Annotated in this window: 12 protein-coding genes; 7 read left to right on the top strand and 5 right to left on the bottom strand. The window is 50.8% G+C overall.

Annotated features, from left to right (window positions below):
• Positions 1–67: 67 nt before the first annotated feature.
• The gene (locus Pla110_RS06970) at positions 68–1,351 is read right to left on the bottom strand and encodes a tetratricopeptide repeat protein (protein ID WP_144994583.1); all 1,284 of its coding nucleotides are present in this window, start codon (positions 1,349–1,351) and stop codon (positions 68–70) included.
• Positions 1,352–1,765: 414 nt separating this feature from the next.
• Here Pla110_RS06970 and glyA point away from each other — a divergent pair, with 414 nt between their 5' ends.
• Complete coding sequence (glyA, locus tag Pla110_RS06975; protein WP_144994585.1) at positions 1,766–3,031, top strand: serine hydroxymethyltransferase; 1,266 nt, start codon at positions 1,766–1,768, stop codon at positions 3,029–3,031.
• A 127-nt stretch (positions 3,032–3,158) separates the two neighbouring features.
• Here glyA and larE read toward each other — a convergent pair whose 3' ends face one another.
• The gene (larE, locus tag Pla110_RS06980; protein ID WP_144994587.1) at positions 3,159–4,022 is read right to left on the bottom strand and encodes an ATP-dependent sacrificial sulfur transferase LarE; all 864 of its coding nucleotides are present in this window, start codon (positions 4,020–4,022) and stop codon (positions 3,159–3,161) included.
• A 301-nt stretch (positions 4,023–4,323) separates the two neighbouring features.
• Here larE and Pla110_RS06985 point away from each other — a divergent pair, with 301 nt between their 5' ends.
• The 4 genes from Pla110_RS06985 to Pla110_RS07000 all read left to right on the top strand — a co-directional run bounded on the left by Pla110_RS06985 (position 4,324) and on the right by Pla110_RS07000 (position 9,543).
• Positions 4,324–6,237, top strand: coding sequence for a c-type cytochrome domain-containing protein (locus Pla110_RS06985; RefSeq protein ID WP_197440558.1), 1,914 nt, complete (start codon positions 4,324–4,326; stop codon positions 6,235–6,237).
• A gap of 167 nt (positions 6,238–6,404) precedes the next feature.
• A complete protein-coding gene (thiO, locus tag Pla110_RS06990) occupies positions 6,405–7,496 on the top strand; it encodes a glycine oxidase ThiO (protein ID WP_144994591.1) in 1,092 nt (363 codons plus the stop codon).
• A gap of 65 nt (positions 7,497–7,561) precedes the next feature.
• Positions 7,562–8,011 carry a D-aminoacyl-tRNA deacylase gene (gene dtd, locus Pla110_RS06995; RefSeq protein WP_144994593.1) on the top strand — a complete coding sequence of 150 codons (450 nt, stop codon included), beginning with the start codon at positions 7,562–7,564 and terminating at the stop codon, positions 8,009–8,011.
• A gap of 344 nt (positions 8,012–8,355) precedes the next feature.
• A complete protein-coding gene (locus tag Pla110_RS07000) occupies positions 8,356–9,543 on the top strand; it encodes a CvpA family protein (RefSeq protein ID WP_144994594.1) in 1,188 nt (395 codons plus the stop codon).
• Between the two features lie 127 nt (positions 9,544–9,670).
• On the opposite strand, the gene Pla110_RS07005 is transcribed toward Pla110_RS07000, so the two are convergent.
• Positions 9,671–10,783 carry a Gfo/Idh/MocA family protein gene (locus Pla110_RS07005; protein WP_144994595.1) on the bottom strand — a complete coding sequence of 371 codons (1,113 nt, stop codon included), beginning with the start codon at positions 10,781–10,783 and terminating at the stop codon, positions 9,671–9,673.
• Between the two features lie 58 nt (positions 10,784–10,841).
• Entirely contained in the window at positions 10,842–12,146 is a 1,305-nt protein-coding gene (locus Pla110_RS07010; RefSeq protein ID WP_144994596.1) for a CCA tRNA nucleotidyltransferase, read from the bottom strand.
• A gap of 284 nt (positions 12,147–12,430) precedes the next feature.
• Here Pla110_RS07010 and Pla110_RS07015 point away from each other — a divergent pair, with 284 nt between their 5' ends.
• Both Pla110_RS07015 and Pla110_RS07020 read left to right on the top strand, forming a co-directional pair.
• On the top strand, positions 12,431–14,233 hold the full coding sequence (locus Pla110_RS07015; protein ID WP_144994597.1) for a PQQ-binding-like beta-propeller repeat protein: 1,803 nt from the start codon (positions 12,431–12,433) through the stop codon (positions 14,231–14,233).
• A gap of 270 nt (positions 14,234–14,503) precedes the next feature.
• Entirely contained in the window at positions 14,504–15,796 is a 1,293-nt protein-coding gene (locus Pla110_RS07020) for an MFS transporter (protein ID WP_144994598.1), read from the top strand.
• 3 nt (positions 15,797–15,799) lie between these two features.
• On the opposite strand, the gene Pla110_RS07025 is transcribed toward Pla110_RS07020, so the two are convergent.
• Positions 15,800–18,832 carry a hypothetical protein gene (locus Pla110_RS07025; RefSeq protein ID WP_144994599.1) on the bottom strand — a complete coding sequence of 1,011 codons (3,033 nt, stop codon included), beginning with the start codon at positions 18,830–18,832 and terminating at the stop codon, positions 15,800–15,802.
• Positions 18,833–19,131: the final 299 nt, after the last annotated feature.

The raw sequence follows: 19,131 nt of genomic DNA on the forward strand, positions 1-19,131 counted from the left end.
GATAAATCCATCTATGAATGAATCTTCAATCCAAATTTAGGAACGTCTTCAATAGCAGAGAATTCGATCATTCTCCTTTGATCTGTTCTTCCCATTGTTGCAACGACTGTCGGGCATTTTCGGCCCAGGGGCCCCGGCTGTCGAGATGGAGATACGTCTGCCAGTGCGATGCTGCTTCCGAATGACGCCCGAGTTGTTGCAGAACTTCGGCCAGATGATAGATGGCATCGGGGTAATCGGGATGCAGCGCCAAGGCGGCTTGGAAATAACGCGTCGCTTCGGGATGCCTGTTTTGTTCCGCGTATAAACAGCCCAACTGGGTCCACGCTTCCAGATAATAAGGGTCATGCTCCACGGTGGTGTGATATCGTTCGATCGCACCGGCTAAATTGTTCTGGCGATACAACGTCTCTGCCAGATGAAAATGGAATTCCGCCTTCGTTGGAACAAGCTGAATCGCCTGTCGAAATCCCCAGAGTGCTTGGTCAAGTTGGTTTGAATCCAATGCCCGACAAGATTCCTGAAAGAGAACATCGGGATTATCGGAGGAGAACTTGTCCTGATCCGATTCTGTGGGAAAGGTGATGGTCGATTCGTCGTCTTCGGTAGCCGAATCCTCGTCTGAGGGGTTGAATTCAAAGAATCGTTGCCCGCTGGCAGGTTCGAGTAGTCCAATGCCATCTCGTAACAGCAGGTGATGATCGTGAACGAGCAGTTCCAGCTGGGCGAGGGGCCGATCCACATTCGGGAAAATGCTTTCGAGCTTCCGCAGACCCGATTCGATCTGTGTAGGTGAAATACCGGAGTTGAGAAGTAACAACAAACGTCGGACACCGGCGACCTGCTGGAAATCAAAATAAGGAAGCCGATAGACTTTCTTAACCGCCTTGATGAGACCGCGGCGTTCCCAAGCCCGGATTTGATTAACAGAGACATCTAATGCTTTGTGCAGCATGGCGGGCGTATAAAGTTTGTGCGATTCCTGATCTGGTTCCTGTAGCTCGATCAGTTGCAACCATTCCGATTCCTGCAGAATTCGCAGGGGATGTCCGATGTGAAGTAGATCTGCTGCCTCTTGTATCTTGACCGAGGGTTGTCCATCTTCTTCGAGTGGCCAGCCCTCTTCTCCAACAACTAACATCGTGTTCTGGCGTCCCAGGTGTTGGGTCGCCGTTCCTCCCTGTTGCTCCGTCATCTCGAACGCCTGCTGGTGAGTCATCGACGCCAGTGTTCCCGTGAAGGCGATGCGTTCCCCCTGCAGCGGTGGCGACGATTCCGGCAGGGGAATTTCCGCGTCACTAAAATGCTCAGGAGTGAGCGGCTCTGGGCTGGGATGCTCTGGTTCGGACATGGATTCATCGTTTGAGAGAGTAGACGCGGCCGGCAATTCGGTCAAAATCGCAGAGGTCCCGCACGTCAGGTAGTTTCCAGATAACGTAGTTTACCATTTTTACGCTCAGAAAGGAATTTTCCGAACACTCCTCGTAGGAAAAGAGACGTGTAGTGTGGAGGAATCTGTGGTTAAGTGTCCAATCTGGGAAGAGGGGGCCTGCTGGCGTAGCTGGCAATTCTCAAAACCCGGAATTGAGAGCATGCCCCGCTACAATTCTGACTCAAAAATCGCTAGGATCAGGCAGGTAGAGGCCGCTTCGAGAAATGATTAGAGAGATGATTTGCTCAGCCTCGTCTCTGCCGGCTTAACCGACGCAAACCAGAAACAGGTTTCCTTTTTTTCTGACCACGTAATTGCAGGAGAAGTTGGCGCATGTCGTCTGCTCAGGATACGACCCAATCGGTATTACAGTCACAAGACCCCGCTATCTGGGCGGCCATCAGTCATGAGGCCACCAGACAGAAAGAGGGTCTGGAATTGATCGCTTCCGAAAACTATACAAGTGCCGCAGTGATGCAAGCGGCCGGAACGATTCTGACGAACAAGTACGCTGAAGGATATCCAGGTCGCCGTTATTACGGAGGTTGCGAGTTCGTTGACGATGTCGAAACGTTGGCGCGCGATCGGGCCTGCAAATTGTTCGGAGCCGAACATGCCAACGTGCAACCTCACGCCGGTTCTCAGGCGAACATGGCCGTCTTTATGACATTACTGAAACCGGGCGACACCTTTCTGGCGATGGATCTCTCTCATGGAGGCCATTTGACGCACGGTATGGGGCTGAACTTTTCCGGTAAGCTCTACAACGCTGTTCATTATGGTGTGCGCGAATCAGATCATCGGATCGACTTTGATCAGGTTGCCAAGCTGGCTAGAGAGCATCAACCGAAGCTGATCATTGCGGGGGCATCTGCTTATCCTCGCGAGATCGACCATCCTAAATTCGCCGAGATCGCCAAAGAGGTCGGTGCCAAACTAATGGTCGACATGGCGCATTATGCCGGATTGGTTGCAGCAGGGCTGCACAATAACCCGGTTGAAGTCGCCGACATTGTTACTTCGACTTCGCATAAAACCTTGCGAGGTCCGCGAAGTGGTTTTGTGCTTACCAATGCAGAACTGGGCAAGGCTATCGACAAAACTGTCTTCCCCGGTTTGCAAGGTGGTCCATTAATGCACATGATCGCCGGCAAAGCGATCTGTTTTGAAGAAGCGATGCAGCCTTCCTTCAAACAATACGGACAGCAGATCATCAACAACGCCAAAGTACTCGCCGAGACATTAGTTGCTGGTGGCATCGAGCTCGCGAGCGGTGGAACAGACAACCACCTGATGCTGGCAGATGTTACGACCATAGGCTTGACTGGTAAAATCGCCGAAGAAGCTCTCGATAAAGCGAGTATCACCGTTAACAAAAACATGATTCCTTACGACAAGCGAAAACCGCTTGATCCAAGTGGAATTCGTATTGGTACTGCCGCTTTGACAACCCGTGGCATGAAAGAAGACGAAATGCGGAAAGTCGGAGCCTGGATTCTGCAGGTTCTGGATGCCGCTGACGATGAAAAGAATATCAATCAGGTTCGTACAGAAATTCAGGAGTTCACTGCGGACTTCCCCGTACCAGGCATCGCCTAAACCGGATCTGTCATTATTGGAAGATCAATCAAAAAGCCTCTCGGAAACAGGAGTTTCCGAGAGGCTTTTTTTGTTTTGGAATGATCAGCAAAGCATTTAATCAGCAAAGCGTATAATCCGAAAAGACTTAATTCGCATTGCCGGCCGCAATCTGTAACTGCTCTAAGGGAACGATCGCATTCATGCTGCCAGATCGAAAACCTTCGAGATCGATCGTAATGTATTCAAAACCCAGCTCATGAAATTTCCGACTGATTTGCTCGCGTGTCGTCGGTTCAAGGAGTCTGGTCATTGCTTCCAACGGGACTTCAATCCGGGCAAGTTGGTTTGCTTCGTGACGAACCCGTAGTTCACGCAGGTTCAATTCTGTTTTGAGAAATTGCTCGGCGGCATCTACTCTTTGGACTCGTTCCGGGGTGACCGAGACACCGTAGGCAATTCGGCTGGAAAGGCAGGGGGTGGCTGGTTTGTCCCAGACAGGAAGTTCCCAGTAATGGGCCAGTTCGCGGACTTCCTGCTTATTGATTCCGATTTCCAGCAGCGGACTACGAATTTCATGTTCCTTTGCTGCCTGCATACCGGGGCGATGATCCCCCTGGTCGTCAAGATTTGCACCGTTCACGATGACATCAACCTTCAGTTCCTGTTGACGCCCTACCAGCTGAGTGTACAGCTCTGTTTTACAGAAATAGCAGCGATTCGATTGGTTCTTCAAGTAATCAGGATTTTCAAATTCGTCCGTCGTAATGACTTGATGTCGTATACCAATCAACTCGGCCAACCGTTTGGCTTCTTCGAGTTCTCCACTGGCCAGCGACAACGAGGACGAAGTTACGCCGACCGCTTGATCTCCACAGGCGAGCTGAGCTGCTTTGGCGACGACGGTGCTGTCGACCCCCGCCGAAAACGCAACTGCCACGCGACCGTAATTACGCAGGAGGTCGAGCAATTGTTCCAGTTTATACGCGAGTTCAGTAGAAAGAGCAGGCATATCAGGGCCAGATCGTGTTAACGTGGAGAGGCATTCTCCACGGAGGTCAGAAGATATTAAGTTGGAAGGTTGTATGAAGTGTAGAAAGACGAGGGGTGGGGAATCATCGCCGGGTTTTCATTCCTTCCTGCTATAGTATAATTGGGACACCCCTTTCGGGGAGACCTCAATGCCCGAAATTAGTGCCGGAAACTCAGAGTTCTCTCTCTGAATCGAACAAATCCACATTGCTGACTCACAATGTGGACCCTCAATGCTGAAAAGCGAAATCACTTCGAAAACATCTCGACTAGGAACTTTTATGAACGGGACGCACGTTTTTCGACCTCGATTGATGATTCTGCTGGTGATGTTAGCGGTCAGTCTTTATTCCGGCATTGGAATCTCATCCAGCCTGTTCGCAGGTGAGAAAGAAACTGCGCTCAGACCCATCCGTCAGGCGTTATTGAAATCGTCCCGCTTTGCGAAGCGTAAAGACATCGCCCAGGCGACTCAACTATTGGATGAGGCAACGCAACAGCTCGAAGCGTGGAAAACGAAATATAAGGTCGCCCCTGAGGATCGAACCTATAAGGCACTATTGGAGTTGATGGAAGAACGTCGGGCGGATCTCACGGACAGCAATGAGCCCAAAGGACAAATGCCGGAACGTAAAAACCGCAATTCCAAGGTTTCTTTCTCGCGTCACATTATTCCCATTTTGCAGGAAAACTGCTTTTCCTGCCACGATGACCAAGCGGCTGGCGGACTTCAGCTGGATACCCTCGCTGGCATGCGGAAGGGGGGCAAGGGTGGCCGGATTCTCGAACCGAAGAACCCGAAGAATAGTCTGATTATGCAGCGATTGATCGCCACGGGCGAACGGCGAATGCCCAAAGATGCTGATCCTCTGGATCGGGAGCAACTAGTCGTTCTTAACGACTGGATTCTGCAAGGCGCCGAAATCGATCAATTTAAAGTCGAGGAAGAGAAGACTGAAAGCTCGATGGAAAAACTGCAAGTTGCCCGTCCGACGGGTAACGAGACGGTCTCTTTCAAAAAAGATATCGCGCCATTCTTCGCTCGTCTTTGTATGAACTGTCACAACGATCAACAGTCACGCGGTGGTTTGTCGATGTCCACGTTTGAAAAACTACTGAAAGGGGGCGAGAGTGGTGAAGTTCTCGTTCCCGGAGACTTGGATAGCTCGCGTCTCTTTCGTTTGACGGGTGGTTTGGAACTCCCACGGATGCCGAATAACGAGGCGAGACTGACGCGTAAGAATTACGAAGATCTGAAGAAATGGATTGAAGAAGGAATTAAGTATGACGGCGATGAACCGTCAGAACCTCTGACATCCCTGCTTCCTGATGAAGCCGAACTGGCGCGGCAGCGATTTGAGAAAATGCCTGAAGAAGAATTTCGCAAGCATCGCCTTGATGAGTCTTTGCAAATCTGGAAACGGATCGGTTCAGGTAATGAACCGACAGTAGTGGAAACGGATCACTTCCTGATCCTTGGCAACGTTCCAGAAGAAAGATTGCAACAAGCTGGAAAATGGGCGGAACAATCATACTCATCTCTGCAAACCCGGTTTAATGATTCAGAAAAACCAGCATGGAAGGGGCGACTGGCGGTCTTCATAACAGCCGATCGGTTTTTGCATGGTGAGTTCTTCACTTATATGAAAAAAGGTGAACTAGAAAACTATCCGGCTGGGATCGTTCAGGTGACACCAGCGAATGCAACGGCTTTTGTGGAATTGATGGACTCAGGTGATCAGCCGACTGGCGGAACTCCGGGAATGCAATTTCAATTACAACATCTCGTGACGGAGGCATTTCTCAGTCGAGGAGGAGTTAAATTCCCCGACTGGTTCCGAAGTGGAATGTCGCAAAGAATTGTTCTCGAAGACAACACAATTGATCAAAAAAATGTCTGGGCTCGGAGTCTGAACTCGCGTTTAGTCGGATCAATCAAGAAAATCGCGGAACGTCGTTCGAAAAATGGAGAACTTTTTACCGACGGATTCTTCACTCCGGCGGAACTTGATCTGTATGGATTTGCCCTTGTAGAGAAATTGAGTCGATATATGGAACCGAAAAAACTTGACGCCGTCGTTGCGGCGGTTCGCGCGGGTGTCGATATTAACGCTGCGTTTACTCAAGTGGGTGTTCCGAACATGGATGCAATTGAGCGAAATCTGGTGATTGAACTCCAAGATCGAGCCCGCTGAGTTGTGCTTTTAAGGATGCTCCGAACTCTCTCAAATCTGGTAAAATCCATCGGCCTCATTCACGCTTCCATCCATATTCCCTAGAATGAATTCTGCAACCGAGTACGAAGGAAATCGTTGTTTCTTCGATCGGCAGTCGTTCTTCGAACTTTGATTTCAGGTGTGGCATGAGTGATGTGATTGTCGTGGGGGGCGGAGTGATCGGATTGTCGATCGCCTGGAAACTCGCCGAGCAGGGCGCCCGCGTACAATTAATCGAACAGACCCAGGTGGGCCGCGAAGCGTCCTGGGCGGGGGCGGGAATGCTTCCCCCAGCGTCTCTCGATATTGCAACCGACCCACTGGCACGCTTGCGGGCCCTCAGTCACCCACTCTGGCCCGATTGGTCAGCCCAAATCCGCTCCGAAACAGGTATTGATAACGGTTTTAGACCGTGCGGAGCACTGGAACTCGCTTATTCTGAAACAGAACTTCAGCAGACCGAATTACAACTGCAGAAGGAAGGTGCCGAATATCACCTCCTGACAGCCTCCGAACGCAAAGCCCAATTCCCTGCCGTTTCACCAGAAATTCCCTATACGCTCTTTCTTCCCGAGATGAGCCAGGTACGAAATCCCCGACATTTGCGAGGCCTGGTGGCGCTTTGTCACCGGCACGGGGTGGAAATCATCGAGGGGGAACCAGTGGTGGGGTTTGAAACGGTAGGAGGCAAAGTTACGGGGGTTCGAACATCGAGATCCGAATATCAGGCGGAACGCATCTGCCTCACCACGGGAGCCTGGTCGAAACAGATCGGGAGTCTCTTGGGGCTGAATGTTCCTGTTCGTCCAGTACGAGGTCAAATCGTTCTGCTGCGTCATCAACCTTTGCCGTTCACCAGCATATTACAACATCGGGAGCAGTATCTCGTTCCGCGACCGGATGGTCGAATTTTAATTGGGGCGACGATGGAAGAGGTTGGATTCCTGAAAGCGAACACCGTATCGGGAATCTCTAACTTGTTAGAGTTCGCCGCACAGACAGTCCCCGCGCTCTCGGGTGCGGATGTCGAACGAACCTGGGCGGGGTTGAGGCCGGGGTCTCCTGATAATATTCCGTTTCTAGGTCAAACAAGCGAGTGGGACAATGTCTATTATGCCTTCGGCCATTTTCGTGATGGTTTGCAGCTCTCTATGGGAACTGCCCTCGTGATGTCCCAACTTTTACTCGATCAGGAAACGAGTCTTGATCTCGCTCCTTATGCTCTTGAGCGTCCGTGAGCCGCTTTTCTTTAAATAGCTTCTATCCTAATGTATCCCTACCTCTTTAACGAAAGAGTTCCACCGTGCGTGCAGTCGTTCAGCGGGTTAGCCGTGCTTCCGTTACGGTCGAGGGGCAGGTTACTGGCCAGATTAATCGTGGGTTTCTTGTTCTCATGGGCGTTGAGGCCGAAGACAGCGAGTCCGATATCGATTATCTACTTCGCAAGATTCTCGGACTCCGTGTGTTTGAAGATGCCGATGGCAAAATGAACCTCGATATTCAGGAAGTCGGGGGCGCCTTATTAGTCGTGAGCCAGTTCACGCTCCTCGGTGATTGCCGGAAGGGGCGTCGTCCGTCGTTCATTACAGCGGCAGGGCCGGATAAAGGGCGATCATTTTATGAACAATTTGTGACGCAGGCACGGCAGACTGGAATTGATGTGGAAACGGGCCAATTTCAGGCGCATATGGATGTCGAACTCGTGAATGACGGCCCCGTCACCATTCTTCTGGACAGTCACAAACTGTTCTGAAACCGTTTTTCAGTGATGTGATCGAGATTCTGAGTCGTTTTGCAGAAAATGGTCTTTTGCCCAAATAGCCAATTGTTCTATACTTCACGACTCAAAATCAGGGGAGCGTTCCGTATCGAGGGCCAGATCGGACAACCCAGTAGATAAAAACAGCGCTGCAAATCCAGGAACGGTTCACCCGTCTCCGGAAAAAATGGAGTCGCTGTTAATAACTTGATTCAAGCGTTTAGAACCATCCTGAAATCCGGTTGTGGCTGTTTTGAGGCTGCAATTCAAAGGCTGTTTGCCTCATCAGAGGGTTTCAGGTCCGATAATAGTGTTCCACTCAGACAGGGAAGTCCGCCATGTGGTACGATCTGTTGATTTTCGCCATTCTTATTTACGCCATCATTCGCGGAGCGATGAAAGGGCTCGTCTGGCAGCTCGCCGCGATAGCAGCGATCGTGCTTTGCTTCTTCTTCGCTGAATCGGCATCCCTGTTGCTGGCTCCCTACATTGGATTGAATCCTCCGCTCGACCGTTGGGTTGCCATGCTCTTTCTGTACTTCATTTTCTCCTTTGCCTCCTTCGCGCTGGCCCGAGGTTTGAAAGAAGGATTGGAAAAAGCCAAGTTCGACGACTTCGATCGCCATTTGGGTGCCTTATTCGGTCTTGTTAAAGGGGTTGTGTTTTCGATCGTACTCACGTTTTTCGTGGTTACCATTTACGACGAAAGCCGTACCTTCATCATGGGAACGCACTCCGGTTATTATGCGGCCATCATTATGGATCGCATGCACCCAGTGATGCCGGAAGGTTTGTCCGAAATGTTGGAACCCTACATTCACAAGCTCGACAGCGACAACATCGACTTACAGCATGCTCACGACGGACATGAGCACACCGGGGAGTCTGGCGGGTTTAAAGGAATTGATTTTGGATCAATTTTCAGTGGAGGAAGTTCTGGCTCCGATTCGGGGTCTGGCGACGCATTTGATTCCCCTTTTCAATCGCCCAGCACCAATATCAATAACAATCAAGCGGATCCCCTTCTGATATTCGTGCGCAATCTGCCTGCGAATCTAGTGTCGGATCAGCTCAAATCGCAAATGATTACTGCCGTCGAACATACCGCTCCTGAGGACCGAACCGAGTTACTTTCTCATCTGAGTAGTGGCGTGCCCAGCCTGATGGAAAAAGTGGCCCGAGAATGGTCGAACGGGAAACCGCAGGATCAGACGATCAATTCTTCGCGTCTGGAACAGATGCTGAACGGTATCGCCAGTATGTACGGCGAGACAGAGCTTTCTCAGCGTGCAGTTCGAGATGAAATCGACACCGCATTATACGGTTTGCCGGAGCCAGTCGCGCAAGCAGCTGTTCAGGATTGGCATGCAGACTTGATGGGCTTCCAAGGTGATCCCGATCCTCAAACCACGATTAACACACCGCTGAATGAACGAATTCTCCGCCAGCTGCAGCGGGCGGGAATCGGCCTGAATCAGTTGTCGAGCAAACTGCAAAATCAGTTGCGAGCCACTGCGAATCGCTAGAGCGCATTCCAGATAACCGTAGCGTGTTCTGGCGGCGTCGCCTGCTGTTTGTAAGGGCTTTTCGGGACCGATAGCCGCCACACTTATCCTGGACAGCATCTAACGGGTTGAATTCGGTTGTTTGCTCTTATTCGGCGTCGAGATCGGAGTCGATATTTATCCAGCGTCCTTCTTCGGACGAGACGAGTACGGCATCGGCGACAGCTTGTGCCAGCGCTCCGTGGTCGAATCCGGGGATTGCATCGCGCTCTTCCACGATGGCCGCCACAAACTCGCTGATCAAGTCATACCGGAAGACGGTACTGGGTTTCCCTACCTTCGGGTCGCGTGGTGAACCGGGATAAACGAGGAAGTCATCCGGTACCGGTATTTGCTCCAGATTTCCACCCGGTCGTCCGATCCAGTAGTGATTGGGGTCCGTCAGTTTATACACTGCGGAGGCTTCACTTCCGTTGACCTCGGCCCATTCGTAACCGACACCGTCGTTATGGTAACCCTTCATCAGGGTGCTTCCTTCCCACACCCCGACAGCTCCCGAAGCAAAGCGACCAATCAGCGAAGACCAGTCATCCACTTCGGAGGGATCACACGGAGTGCCATCGGCCTGTTTGTCTCGATTGACGAACTGTTGAACCGCTCCGCAAATTGACTGTATTGGGCCGAGCATATCCTGTGCAAAATCGATGCGGTGGATCGTCATGTCGAACAGGTCGCCCGCTCCCGCCAACTCTTTAACTTGTCGCCAGCCCCAGCTTGTCTCTGGCCATTCGAGAAAACGTTGACTGCGGAAATGTCGAGGTTCCCCCAGATCTCCTGTTGATAATAGATGTTTGACATATCGCATTGAAGGTGCAAAGCGGTATGTAAACGCCGTCATATGGCGCACCTTCTTATCGCGTGCCGCTCGGTACATCTTTGCGGATTCTGCAAAGTTCAGCCCCAGCGGTTTTTCACACATCACATGTTTTCCCTCTTCGATGCATTTGAGGGCGATGGGCAAGTGCGTGAAATTCGGAGTCGCGATGATGACCGCATCGACATCTTGATCGGCGGCTAACTCGGCGTAGTCCGAATACGATTTGTGAACTGGCCACTCAGATTGCCGCTGCTGAAGCAGAGCCTCGTTGGGGTCACAAACAGCGACCAGCCGCGCACGAGGATCGATTTCGATTCCGGGAACATGATGAAAATCAGAAACGGCCCCGGCACCAATAATACCAATATTAACTTGCGCGGTCATGAAAGAAGCTTTGCGAGAGAGTGGACGAAAGTAAGTTTTGCGACTCGTTCATAACCGGTCACCGTTGCTCTTTCAAGCGCTCCAGCAGTTCGAGTCCTTCTTCCCGCGAGGAGATCTCCAGATTTAGCTGGGCATCGCGTATCTGATCGAGAAGTAATTTCATCTGCGGCCCCCCCGGCACTCCCGCTGCCAGTAAATCATGGCCTCCTAACAGGGGTGGAGGATTTAATACGTCTGCTGGAGTCTGCGACAGAAAGTCCTGTAAAAAATCAACGTCGTCCAACGGTTCATTGCCGGCGATTGCTGCAGCCTGTTCCCATTGCAGTAGGTCATTCGCGTAGGGGGAAACCAAAAGCCGTTTCAACTCAGCCAGTGGACGCGATTGAGGTTTCTGTAAACATCGAAAATGTAGGACGAGCCAGGTGGCGTGATCAATCTCCTGATTTGAGAGACGAAGTTCTCGCCCCAACGTTTCCAATCGATGCTTGTTAGCCTCGCGCGATTCTGAAGAAGAGTAGAGGAGTGCGTGTTCAATCACGGCTAGAACCAGGGGAAAGTCAGGAGAGGTGAATTGTTCGATAGTTTGAATCGCCAGTTGCCATTCGTCTACGTGCGAGTTTATCTCTCCCCCCATCATTCCGAAGCTGGAGGCATCCATGAGTCCTGAGTCGGAAAGCAATTTCAGGGCCTGGACGCGATGAGGATCGACCAGCATTCGCCGAAGTTCGTGCGAAATCCGTTCCGCCGAAACCACACCAAGCTTGTCAGCGTTTTTACAGATAGCGTCCCAGGTGGCCGCTTCAATTTTGAAATCAAGATGAGCGGCAAATCGAATCGTGCGTAGCAGCCGCAGTTTATCTTCTTCAAACCGATCTGCCGGGCGTCCAATTGCTCGTACGATTCCGCTTTCTAAATCCTTCTGTCCGCCCACAAAATCATGGATCTGAGAAGAACTTGGATCATAGAACAGTCCATTAAAGGTCAAGTCGCGTCGTTGTGCATCTTCTTCCGGAGTACTGAAGACGACGTCGGTTGGCCGCCTGCCGTCGATGTAATCGAGATCAGTTCTGAAAGTGGCGACTTCAACATCGGCAATCTTCCGTTTTCCGGAACGAACAATCACCACCCCGAAAGCAGCACCGACGGCCAGAGTTTTCTTGTAACCAAACAGCTTGCGAACGTCGTCTGGTCGAGCCGAAGTGGCGACATCGTAATCTTTAGGAATCTTACTAAGCATAAAATCACGCACGCAGCCACCTGCCCAGTAAGCGATGAACCCCGCTTCCTGTAATTGCTGAACGACTTGCAGAGCAAATGCGTAGTCCGCATTATCGTGTAAACGGAATTCAATCCGATCTGCCATGTTCGCCTCGTATGGCCGTATCGATTAACAAATCGACTGTGTGCCCCTTCTTATGTTGCCGTTGATGCGTTCAGTTTAGCTTGCGACTTTCTAATTACCAACCCAGCACTAGAATCGCGGCCAGAAGAAAACATTCTTCGATTGTGAAAGCAGGGGCGCTCCGGCTAAGATTCTTCTAAGGCCAGATTGGTTTCGATCAAATAGGGTCCCGGTAGGAGTTGAACGCATGGAATCGCGATCCACCTGCCAGATCCCTCATAAGAGTACCCTTCAGGAGAACAAGCATGGAGATCCCTCCTTCATCTGAGCAGCAGGAATCGCTATCGGATTCTTCCCCCCAGAAACAGCTTCGCCCGTTGCGTGTCTGGCCAGCGATTATTGCTATCGTGTTAATTCTAATGTTGCGTTTTGCTCCGCGCGATCTGGAAATTATGCCGCTCTGGTGGTTGTACTTTTCTTTCATGGGACCCGCCGTCTGTGGGCTTGGAATGCTTGTCTGGTGGGGCATCTTCAGTCGGGCGACTCGTCTGGAAGCGCTGGTCGGCCTGATTGCGATTCTATCCATCCTTGTGATGAGCTGGTTCTTAGCTCATGAATCGATGGATATGGCAGGGTTTATGTTAGTAACGATTCCAATCGGCTTTGTCCTCTTTGGAATATCGTCTTTGATTGCTCGTTCCTGGACACCTCCGGCACGAAGTGGGTTCATCCTGTTGATTACTCTTGTGGGGTTTGCAAGTTCGTTGCTGGTTCGCAACAACGGCATTTGGGGTGACTATAACTTTGAATTGGCTTGGCGTTGGACGCCAACGAATGAAGAATTGGCGATTGCTGAACAGCAGGCAAGAACCAGCGCGGGCGATGCCATTGTGTCCGAAGAAAGTTTTAATGAATGGCTGGCCGAACCTGCCTGGCCCGGATTTCGTGGTCCAGAGCGGTACAGCCAGCAATCTGGAGCTGAGTTGGCAGATCGTTGGGACAATGTTCAACCTGAATTAGTTTGGAAACGAACCATTGGTCCCGCCTGGTCTTCCTTTGTCGTCGCCGGGAATTTGCTATTCACTCAGGAACAGCGGGGCGAACATGAAACGACCGCCTGTTATACCGCCAACGAAGGGAAGCTTGTATGGGAAACGGAAATTGAATCTCGGTTCGCTGAACCCATGGGAGGCGCCGGTCCCAGAGCGACACCGACATTGGCTGAGGGACAACTGTTTGCAATGGGGGCCAGCGGAAGTTTACTCGCCTTGGAACCACGAACGGGCGACATCCTCTGGGAACGGGAATTGAAAACACTGGCGGATCGAGGTGTTCCAGTATGGGGATTCAGTTCTTCGCCTTTGGTCGTGGAAAAGAATGTGATCGTGCATGCCGGTGGCGTTGGAGAGATGGGCGTCCTTGCTTTCGAAATCGAGAAAGGCGAACTTGCCTGGTCTGCGGTATCAGGAAATCACACCTATTCGTCGCCGCAGCTTTGCCAGCTGTTCGGTAAGGATTACGTGGCGATATACGACAACCAGGGGCTACGACTGTTAGATCCTTCGACGGGGGAAGTTCGCTTAGAGGACCAGTGGGGCGATGGCGAATTTCGAGTGACGCAACCTCAGGTTGTCGGTGAAGACAAAATCGTGCTCGCGGGGGGAATGCAGGATGGAACTCGCCTGATTCAATTCCATGTCGAAAACGAAAAGTTAACTGCGAAAGAAGTCTGGCACAGCCTTGATCTGAAGTCAGACTACAACGACTTCGTGGTATCCGGCGATTACCTGTATGGATTCGATGGTTCTATTTTTACCTGCGTTGACCTTTCGACCGGAAAACGCAAATGGAAACGGGGCCGCTACGGCAAGGGGCAAGTTCTATTACTCACCGAGATCAATCGGTTACTCGTCATCTCCGAAAAGGGGGAAGTTGTCTTATTGGAGGTGAATCCAGAGAAGCATGTTGAAACTGGGACCTTCGAAGCAATCGAGGGAAAAACCTGGAATCATCCCGTCGTCGTCGGAGATCGTCTCTACGTTCGGAACGCTCAGGAAGCTGCCTGCTATCGACTTCCGACAGCAAGCTCCGAACTCGCAGCGAAGTAAATCATGTTGCCGTGAGGCTCTTGAAAGCTCTCCGGATACCGGGCTGCGTAAGTGTTTTGCGACCCAGATAGAGGATGGCTTCGTGGCGAGAAGGCTTGTTTATCGCATAAATTTATCGACACAAAGCAGAATGTTCACCCTACCATCCAGTCAATGACCGTCCTACACTCTTTTCAAGGGCAGGCTTAGTTCAGCAATAGATGGTCCCCTTGGTTGTTATTTGATTCACCCGTTTCGTACCCTCCACAATGTTTTGGCCAGTTGTTGTTCATGGATAATATTGACACTGAAGGCGAAACAATACCGACGCTGGAAGAGACGACGAAGCTGGTTGAAGAAGCGGAATTCAAGAACTTTGGTGCGTTGATCGCGCATCAGGTCTCGGTGCGGGTTGCCTGGGTCTTTAAGACCGAAAGCGTGATGATTCCCGCTTTCCTGGATCACATTTCTGGAGCAGGGTGGGTACGAGGTTGTTTACCGATCCTGAATCGGATTGGGCAAAGTTTTGCCCCACTCTGGTTGGCTGACCGAATCCAGACCTCTCCCCGTAAGAAGTGGCTCCTGCTAATTACGACCTGGATGATGGGTTTTCCGTGGGTGGTTCTTGCCATTCTCTTGTGGAATCTGCAAGGGGCCAGCTTCGTCGGGTTTCCCGCTTTTTTCCTGTTACTATACACTCTGTTTTTTGCTGCGACCGGCTTGAATCGAGTCATCTTCGGTACGTTACAGGGCAAATTGATCCCGGCGGCCCATCGAGGTCGTTTACTGGGCTTCTCTGGAATACTCGGATCAATCTTCTCGGTGGGCGCATTGCTGTATATGCAGAACTACATGTCTATTGAAGGTTACCGACTCTTCTTTGTTTCGTTCTTGATTTCGGGCATTGGGATGTTGCTGGCGGGGCTGACTTGTTTCGGAATTGTGGAACCTCCCGACCATTACGAACCCTCACGAAACAGTTTCTGGGAGCAGCTGGGCGAAGCACGGAAGATCCTCCGCGAGAACCAACCCTTTCGCCGACTGGTGATCGTATCAATGCTGACGATCACGATTCTGTTGGTCTTTCCTCACTACCAGACATTTGCCACCGAACGATTACATACGGGACATATTCGATTAATTACATGGGTGATTGCTCAGAATATCGGAGCGGGTGTCTTCAGCCTGATTCTGGGATTCATCGCCGATCGTTACGGGAATAAGTTGGCGATACAAGTGGCGCTGGTTGTCATCAGTTGCGGCCCCATAAGCGGGTTGCTCTTCACCAGTTCCTCATTGGAGATTCTGCATCCCTGGTTCTGGGTGACTTACTTTATTCTGGGAATGACTCCCGTCACAGACAAAGCGATTACCAATTACACGCTCGAAATTGTACCAGCAAGCGATCACGCGCAGGCATTAAGCACATTGAAACTTTGCATGATGGTGCCGCTTCTCTTTTCCGTTTTCGTGGGAATACTTATCGACTCGATTGGATTTTCACCCGTCTTCATTGCTTCCAGCTTGATCATCGTGATTGCTCTCTGGCAAACAGGCAAAATGATTGAACCCCGCCATCATTAATGATTAAAAATCAATCCAAGTACCAATGAAGTTGACCGTGTAATCCAATGGGTCATCGAATTGTGAATAAATATCGTCGTTTTCACTTTCTTCCGAGTATAGATTGACTGTCGTCGTACTACTGGCGTCTAGGTAGGCACGGTAGCCTGCAATTGAATTGTAGTAAAACTCAACCCGATCATCTCTTAGTTCGACAATGCAGGAAAGTCCGCCATCATAAATATTGAGGACATCGTCGCCAGTGTCGCTACTGAAATTTGTTAGATCGATATTCTTCGTATTCCAGGCGTAGGCAGTGCGTCCCCCGGCGGAGATGGAGGCGTAGGTCGGAGTAATATTGATCGTCTCGTCAGAGAAATCGTCCTGAGAAAGATATACAGAGGCGTCGCCCACTACATAAGCGTCCACTCGCTCGAATCGACGCACACGCGACCAGAAATCATTATCCAGGTTTCGGTAGGTCGTACTGAAGTCCCCCATGCTAAAGTCGTCCTCCGAGTTCAGCCCATATAAATACGCGCGGTCATAGCCTCCGTTGATACTGTTTACGTAAACATCTTTAAAGTTATTCAAAACAGTCGTTACGCCGTTCCCAGTCATGGTTGTCGTCGTCTGACGGAGTTCGAGAACGTCATCTGCCGAACTGTCGTCGAGATCTGCATCGTCTTCACCTCCCGCTGCTGAGTTGACGATGTAAATGTCAAAACTATAAGCATAGTTATTAAAGCCAGTTCCACTGAAATTCCCCTGGGACTGGTCTCCCTCATATGTATCGTCGCCGCTCGAATCATAGAACCGGGCCCGATCAATGCCTCCATTGTTGGAATGGGCATTAACGCGATCAAATCCGTATGCATAGGTGTCGAAGGTGGGACCGAGCAGGGCAGCGTAGTCTGGTCGCAGGTACATATTGTCGTTACCAGGGGTATCGTAAATCGTCGCCACGTCATTTCCTCCTGACCCAGAGAGGGCATCGACGCGATCAAATCCATGAGCGGCGGTATCAAATCCCGCTCCAGTAAGTCTGCTCGTAGAGGAAGTTGAATTATAGACGTCATCCCCCGAGGTGCCGTTCAGGTAAGCACGATCCCCCGTTCCTCCATTAGTAGCGAAACCGTCGACGTCATTAAAACCAAATGCATAAATACTGTAATTGCTATTCCGCATGATGGCCTTATTCGAGTAGGCGGTGAACGTATCGTCGTCCTCAGAATCATATAAGTTGGCCTGGTCTGTCCCGCCCCCCGAGGCCCAGGCGTTGTAGTTGGTGAATCCTTCGGCGTAGTTGGCGAATCCAGTACCGATCATGCTGGCTTCTTCAGGAGAGGCAGTATAAGTTTCATCTCCTGAGGAGTCGTAAAAGTAAGCAGTATCAGTTCCACCATTCTCCGAGATGAAATCGACTCGTTCAAAATCGCGAACCACATTTGTGCTTTCGCTGTTTCTTATGAAGGCCAGATTAGAATACGCTCGGGCTTCATCGTTTAATGCAGAGTCGGTGAAAGTAGCATCATCTGTGCCTCCCAGGTTGGCATACGCATCGACACGTTTAAATCCGGAAGCGATATTCTTATACCCTGTCCCAGTCATCGTAACCCCGTCCGAGTCTATCGTCAGCGAGTCATCACCGTTGGAATCAACCATCCAGACGCGATCATTTTCTTCAAGGAGGGTTTCCGCCGTTACCTGATCGAATCCGTATACATAACTCTGATGGCTGCCATCGTGCAGATAGCTGGACTCAGGAGAGAATCGGATATAGTCGATTCTCCCTTGCGAATCATGGAGCCATGCCTGATCGGTACCGCCACTACCTCGCATATCAGCGACAACCATTTCAAATCCGTCTGTATCAACCAGACGTGTAGTGGGTAGCGATGTCGAAGAAAGAGACGCCTCGGTTCGGCCAGTGTTCACGTTTTCGTCTGCATCTGTCCCGGAAAAATCGGCTCGGTCGATACCGCCGTTACCTGTGCTTACATTGACCGTGTCGAAACCATCGACGAGATTGTAAAACCCTGTGCCTGTCAAAATTACCTGGTTAATGTTCGCATAAAGACGATCGTTACCTGCGGAGTCATCCAGCGTAGCGGTATCACTTCCGCTGTTACTTCCGTATACATCCACGCGGTCAAAACTGTTTGCTGTATTGTCGAAAGTCGTGCCGGTCATCTGAGTTGTAGAATCCGTCATCGTCAACGTGTCGTCACCAGCGGAATCGTAGAACCAGGCCCGGTCACTGCCTCCTGCTGTCGAGTTGGCGACAACTTCATCAAAGCCGGAGACAGTATTACGATATGTCGCATCGTTCATCCGGGAGTATGTTGGCCTCGCCAAAAATGTTTCATCGGCGCTGGTGTCGGTAAACGTCGCGGAATCAGTACCGGAATTACTGGAAGCGATGGTTACGTAATTTACGTTATTTACTGTGTTGCTGTAGCCAGTTCCCGAAAGGACGACCTCCCCTTTGACTAACGTTGCCGTGTCATCGCCAACCGAATCGTACAGTCGGGCTTCGTCGTTCGTGTCTCCATTCAGGATGATTGTTGCCAGCGAGTCACAGTCAAAAAAGACTTGGTCATTCACTGTGGCCTGCAGTCGGCCAGCCCACAATTTGAAAGAATCGACGCTGATCTCCGATGTATAGGAAAGGGAGTCAGTTCCCCCATTGCCCGAAAGACTGATCGAGTCAATCTCGCTGAGAGAAATCGGTGTCGTTGTACTTCCGCCATCATCCGAAATCGTCACCGTCGTTCCATCAATGGTAATTTGGAATTGATCATCCGCTGATGTTCCGGATAGCTGTAAATGCCTGTCGGAAACGCTGTGAAAGCTGTCCGTTTGAGTAGTAGGAGACGTGTCCAAGCTGCCCGAAACCGTTCCCGAAAGGAGCAATCGAGGTTCGCAGGTTTCGATGAGTGCGATTGATGGAAGTGGACGATGCTGGGCAGTGCGTGATCGACGCGAAAGTACTTTGAGTTGATCACGATAAAATGTGCGGATTGGACGGAATAGTTTGGTCAATCGGAGAGGCATCTTCATCTCTTCTATGCGTATTGGTTAAGGTACCTGCTTAAACGCAACGGGAGCGGGGGGAACAGCGAGGCACTCTAACTATGCCCGATGACGTATTTGTCTGTCGGGAAAGTAAGTAGCAGTCAGGTCGAAATCTCGGAAAGCTGAAGTACAAACCGTGTGACTGGATCGAGTCCTAAAGTTTCACTCCTCATGCCAAGAGGAGCAAAGAATTAACTAGGAGCGATGCACTCTTCAGTACTTATTGATCCTGTCATAAAAAAAGAGATTAAGACGGAGAGTCTTAACCTCTTGAGTAA

This window comes from Polystyrenella longa (genome assembly GCF_007750395.1).
Lineage (GTDB): Bacteria > Planctomycetota > Planctomycetia > Planctomycetales > Planctomycetaceae > Polystyrenella > Polystyrenella longa.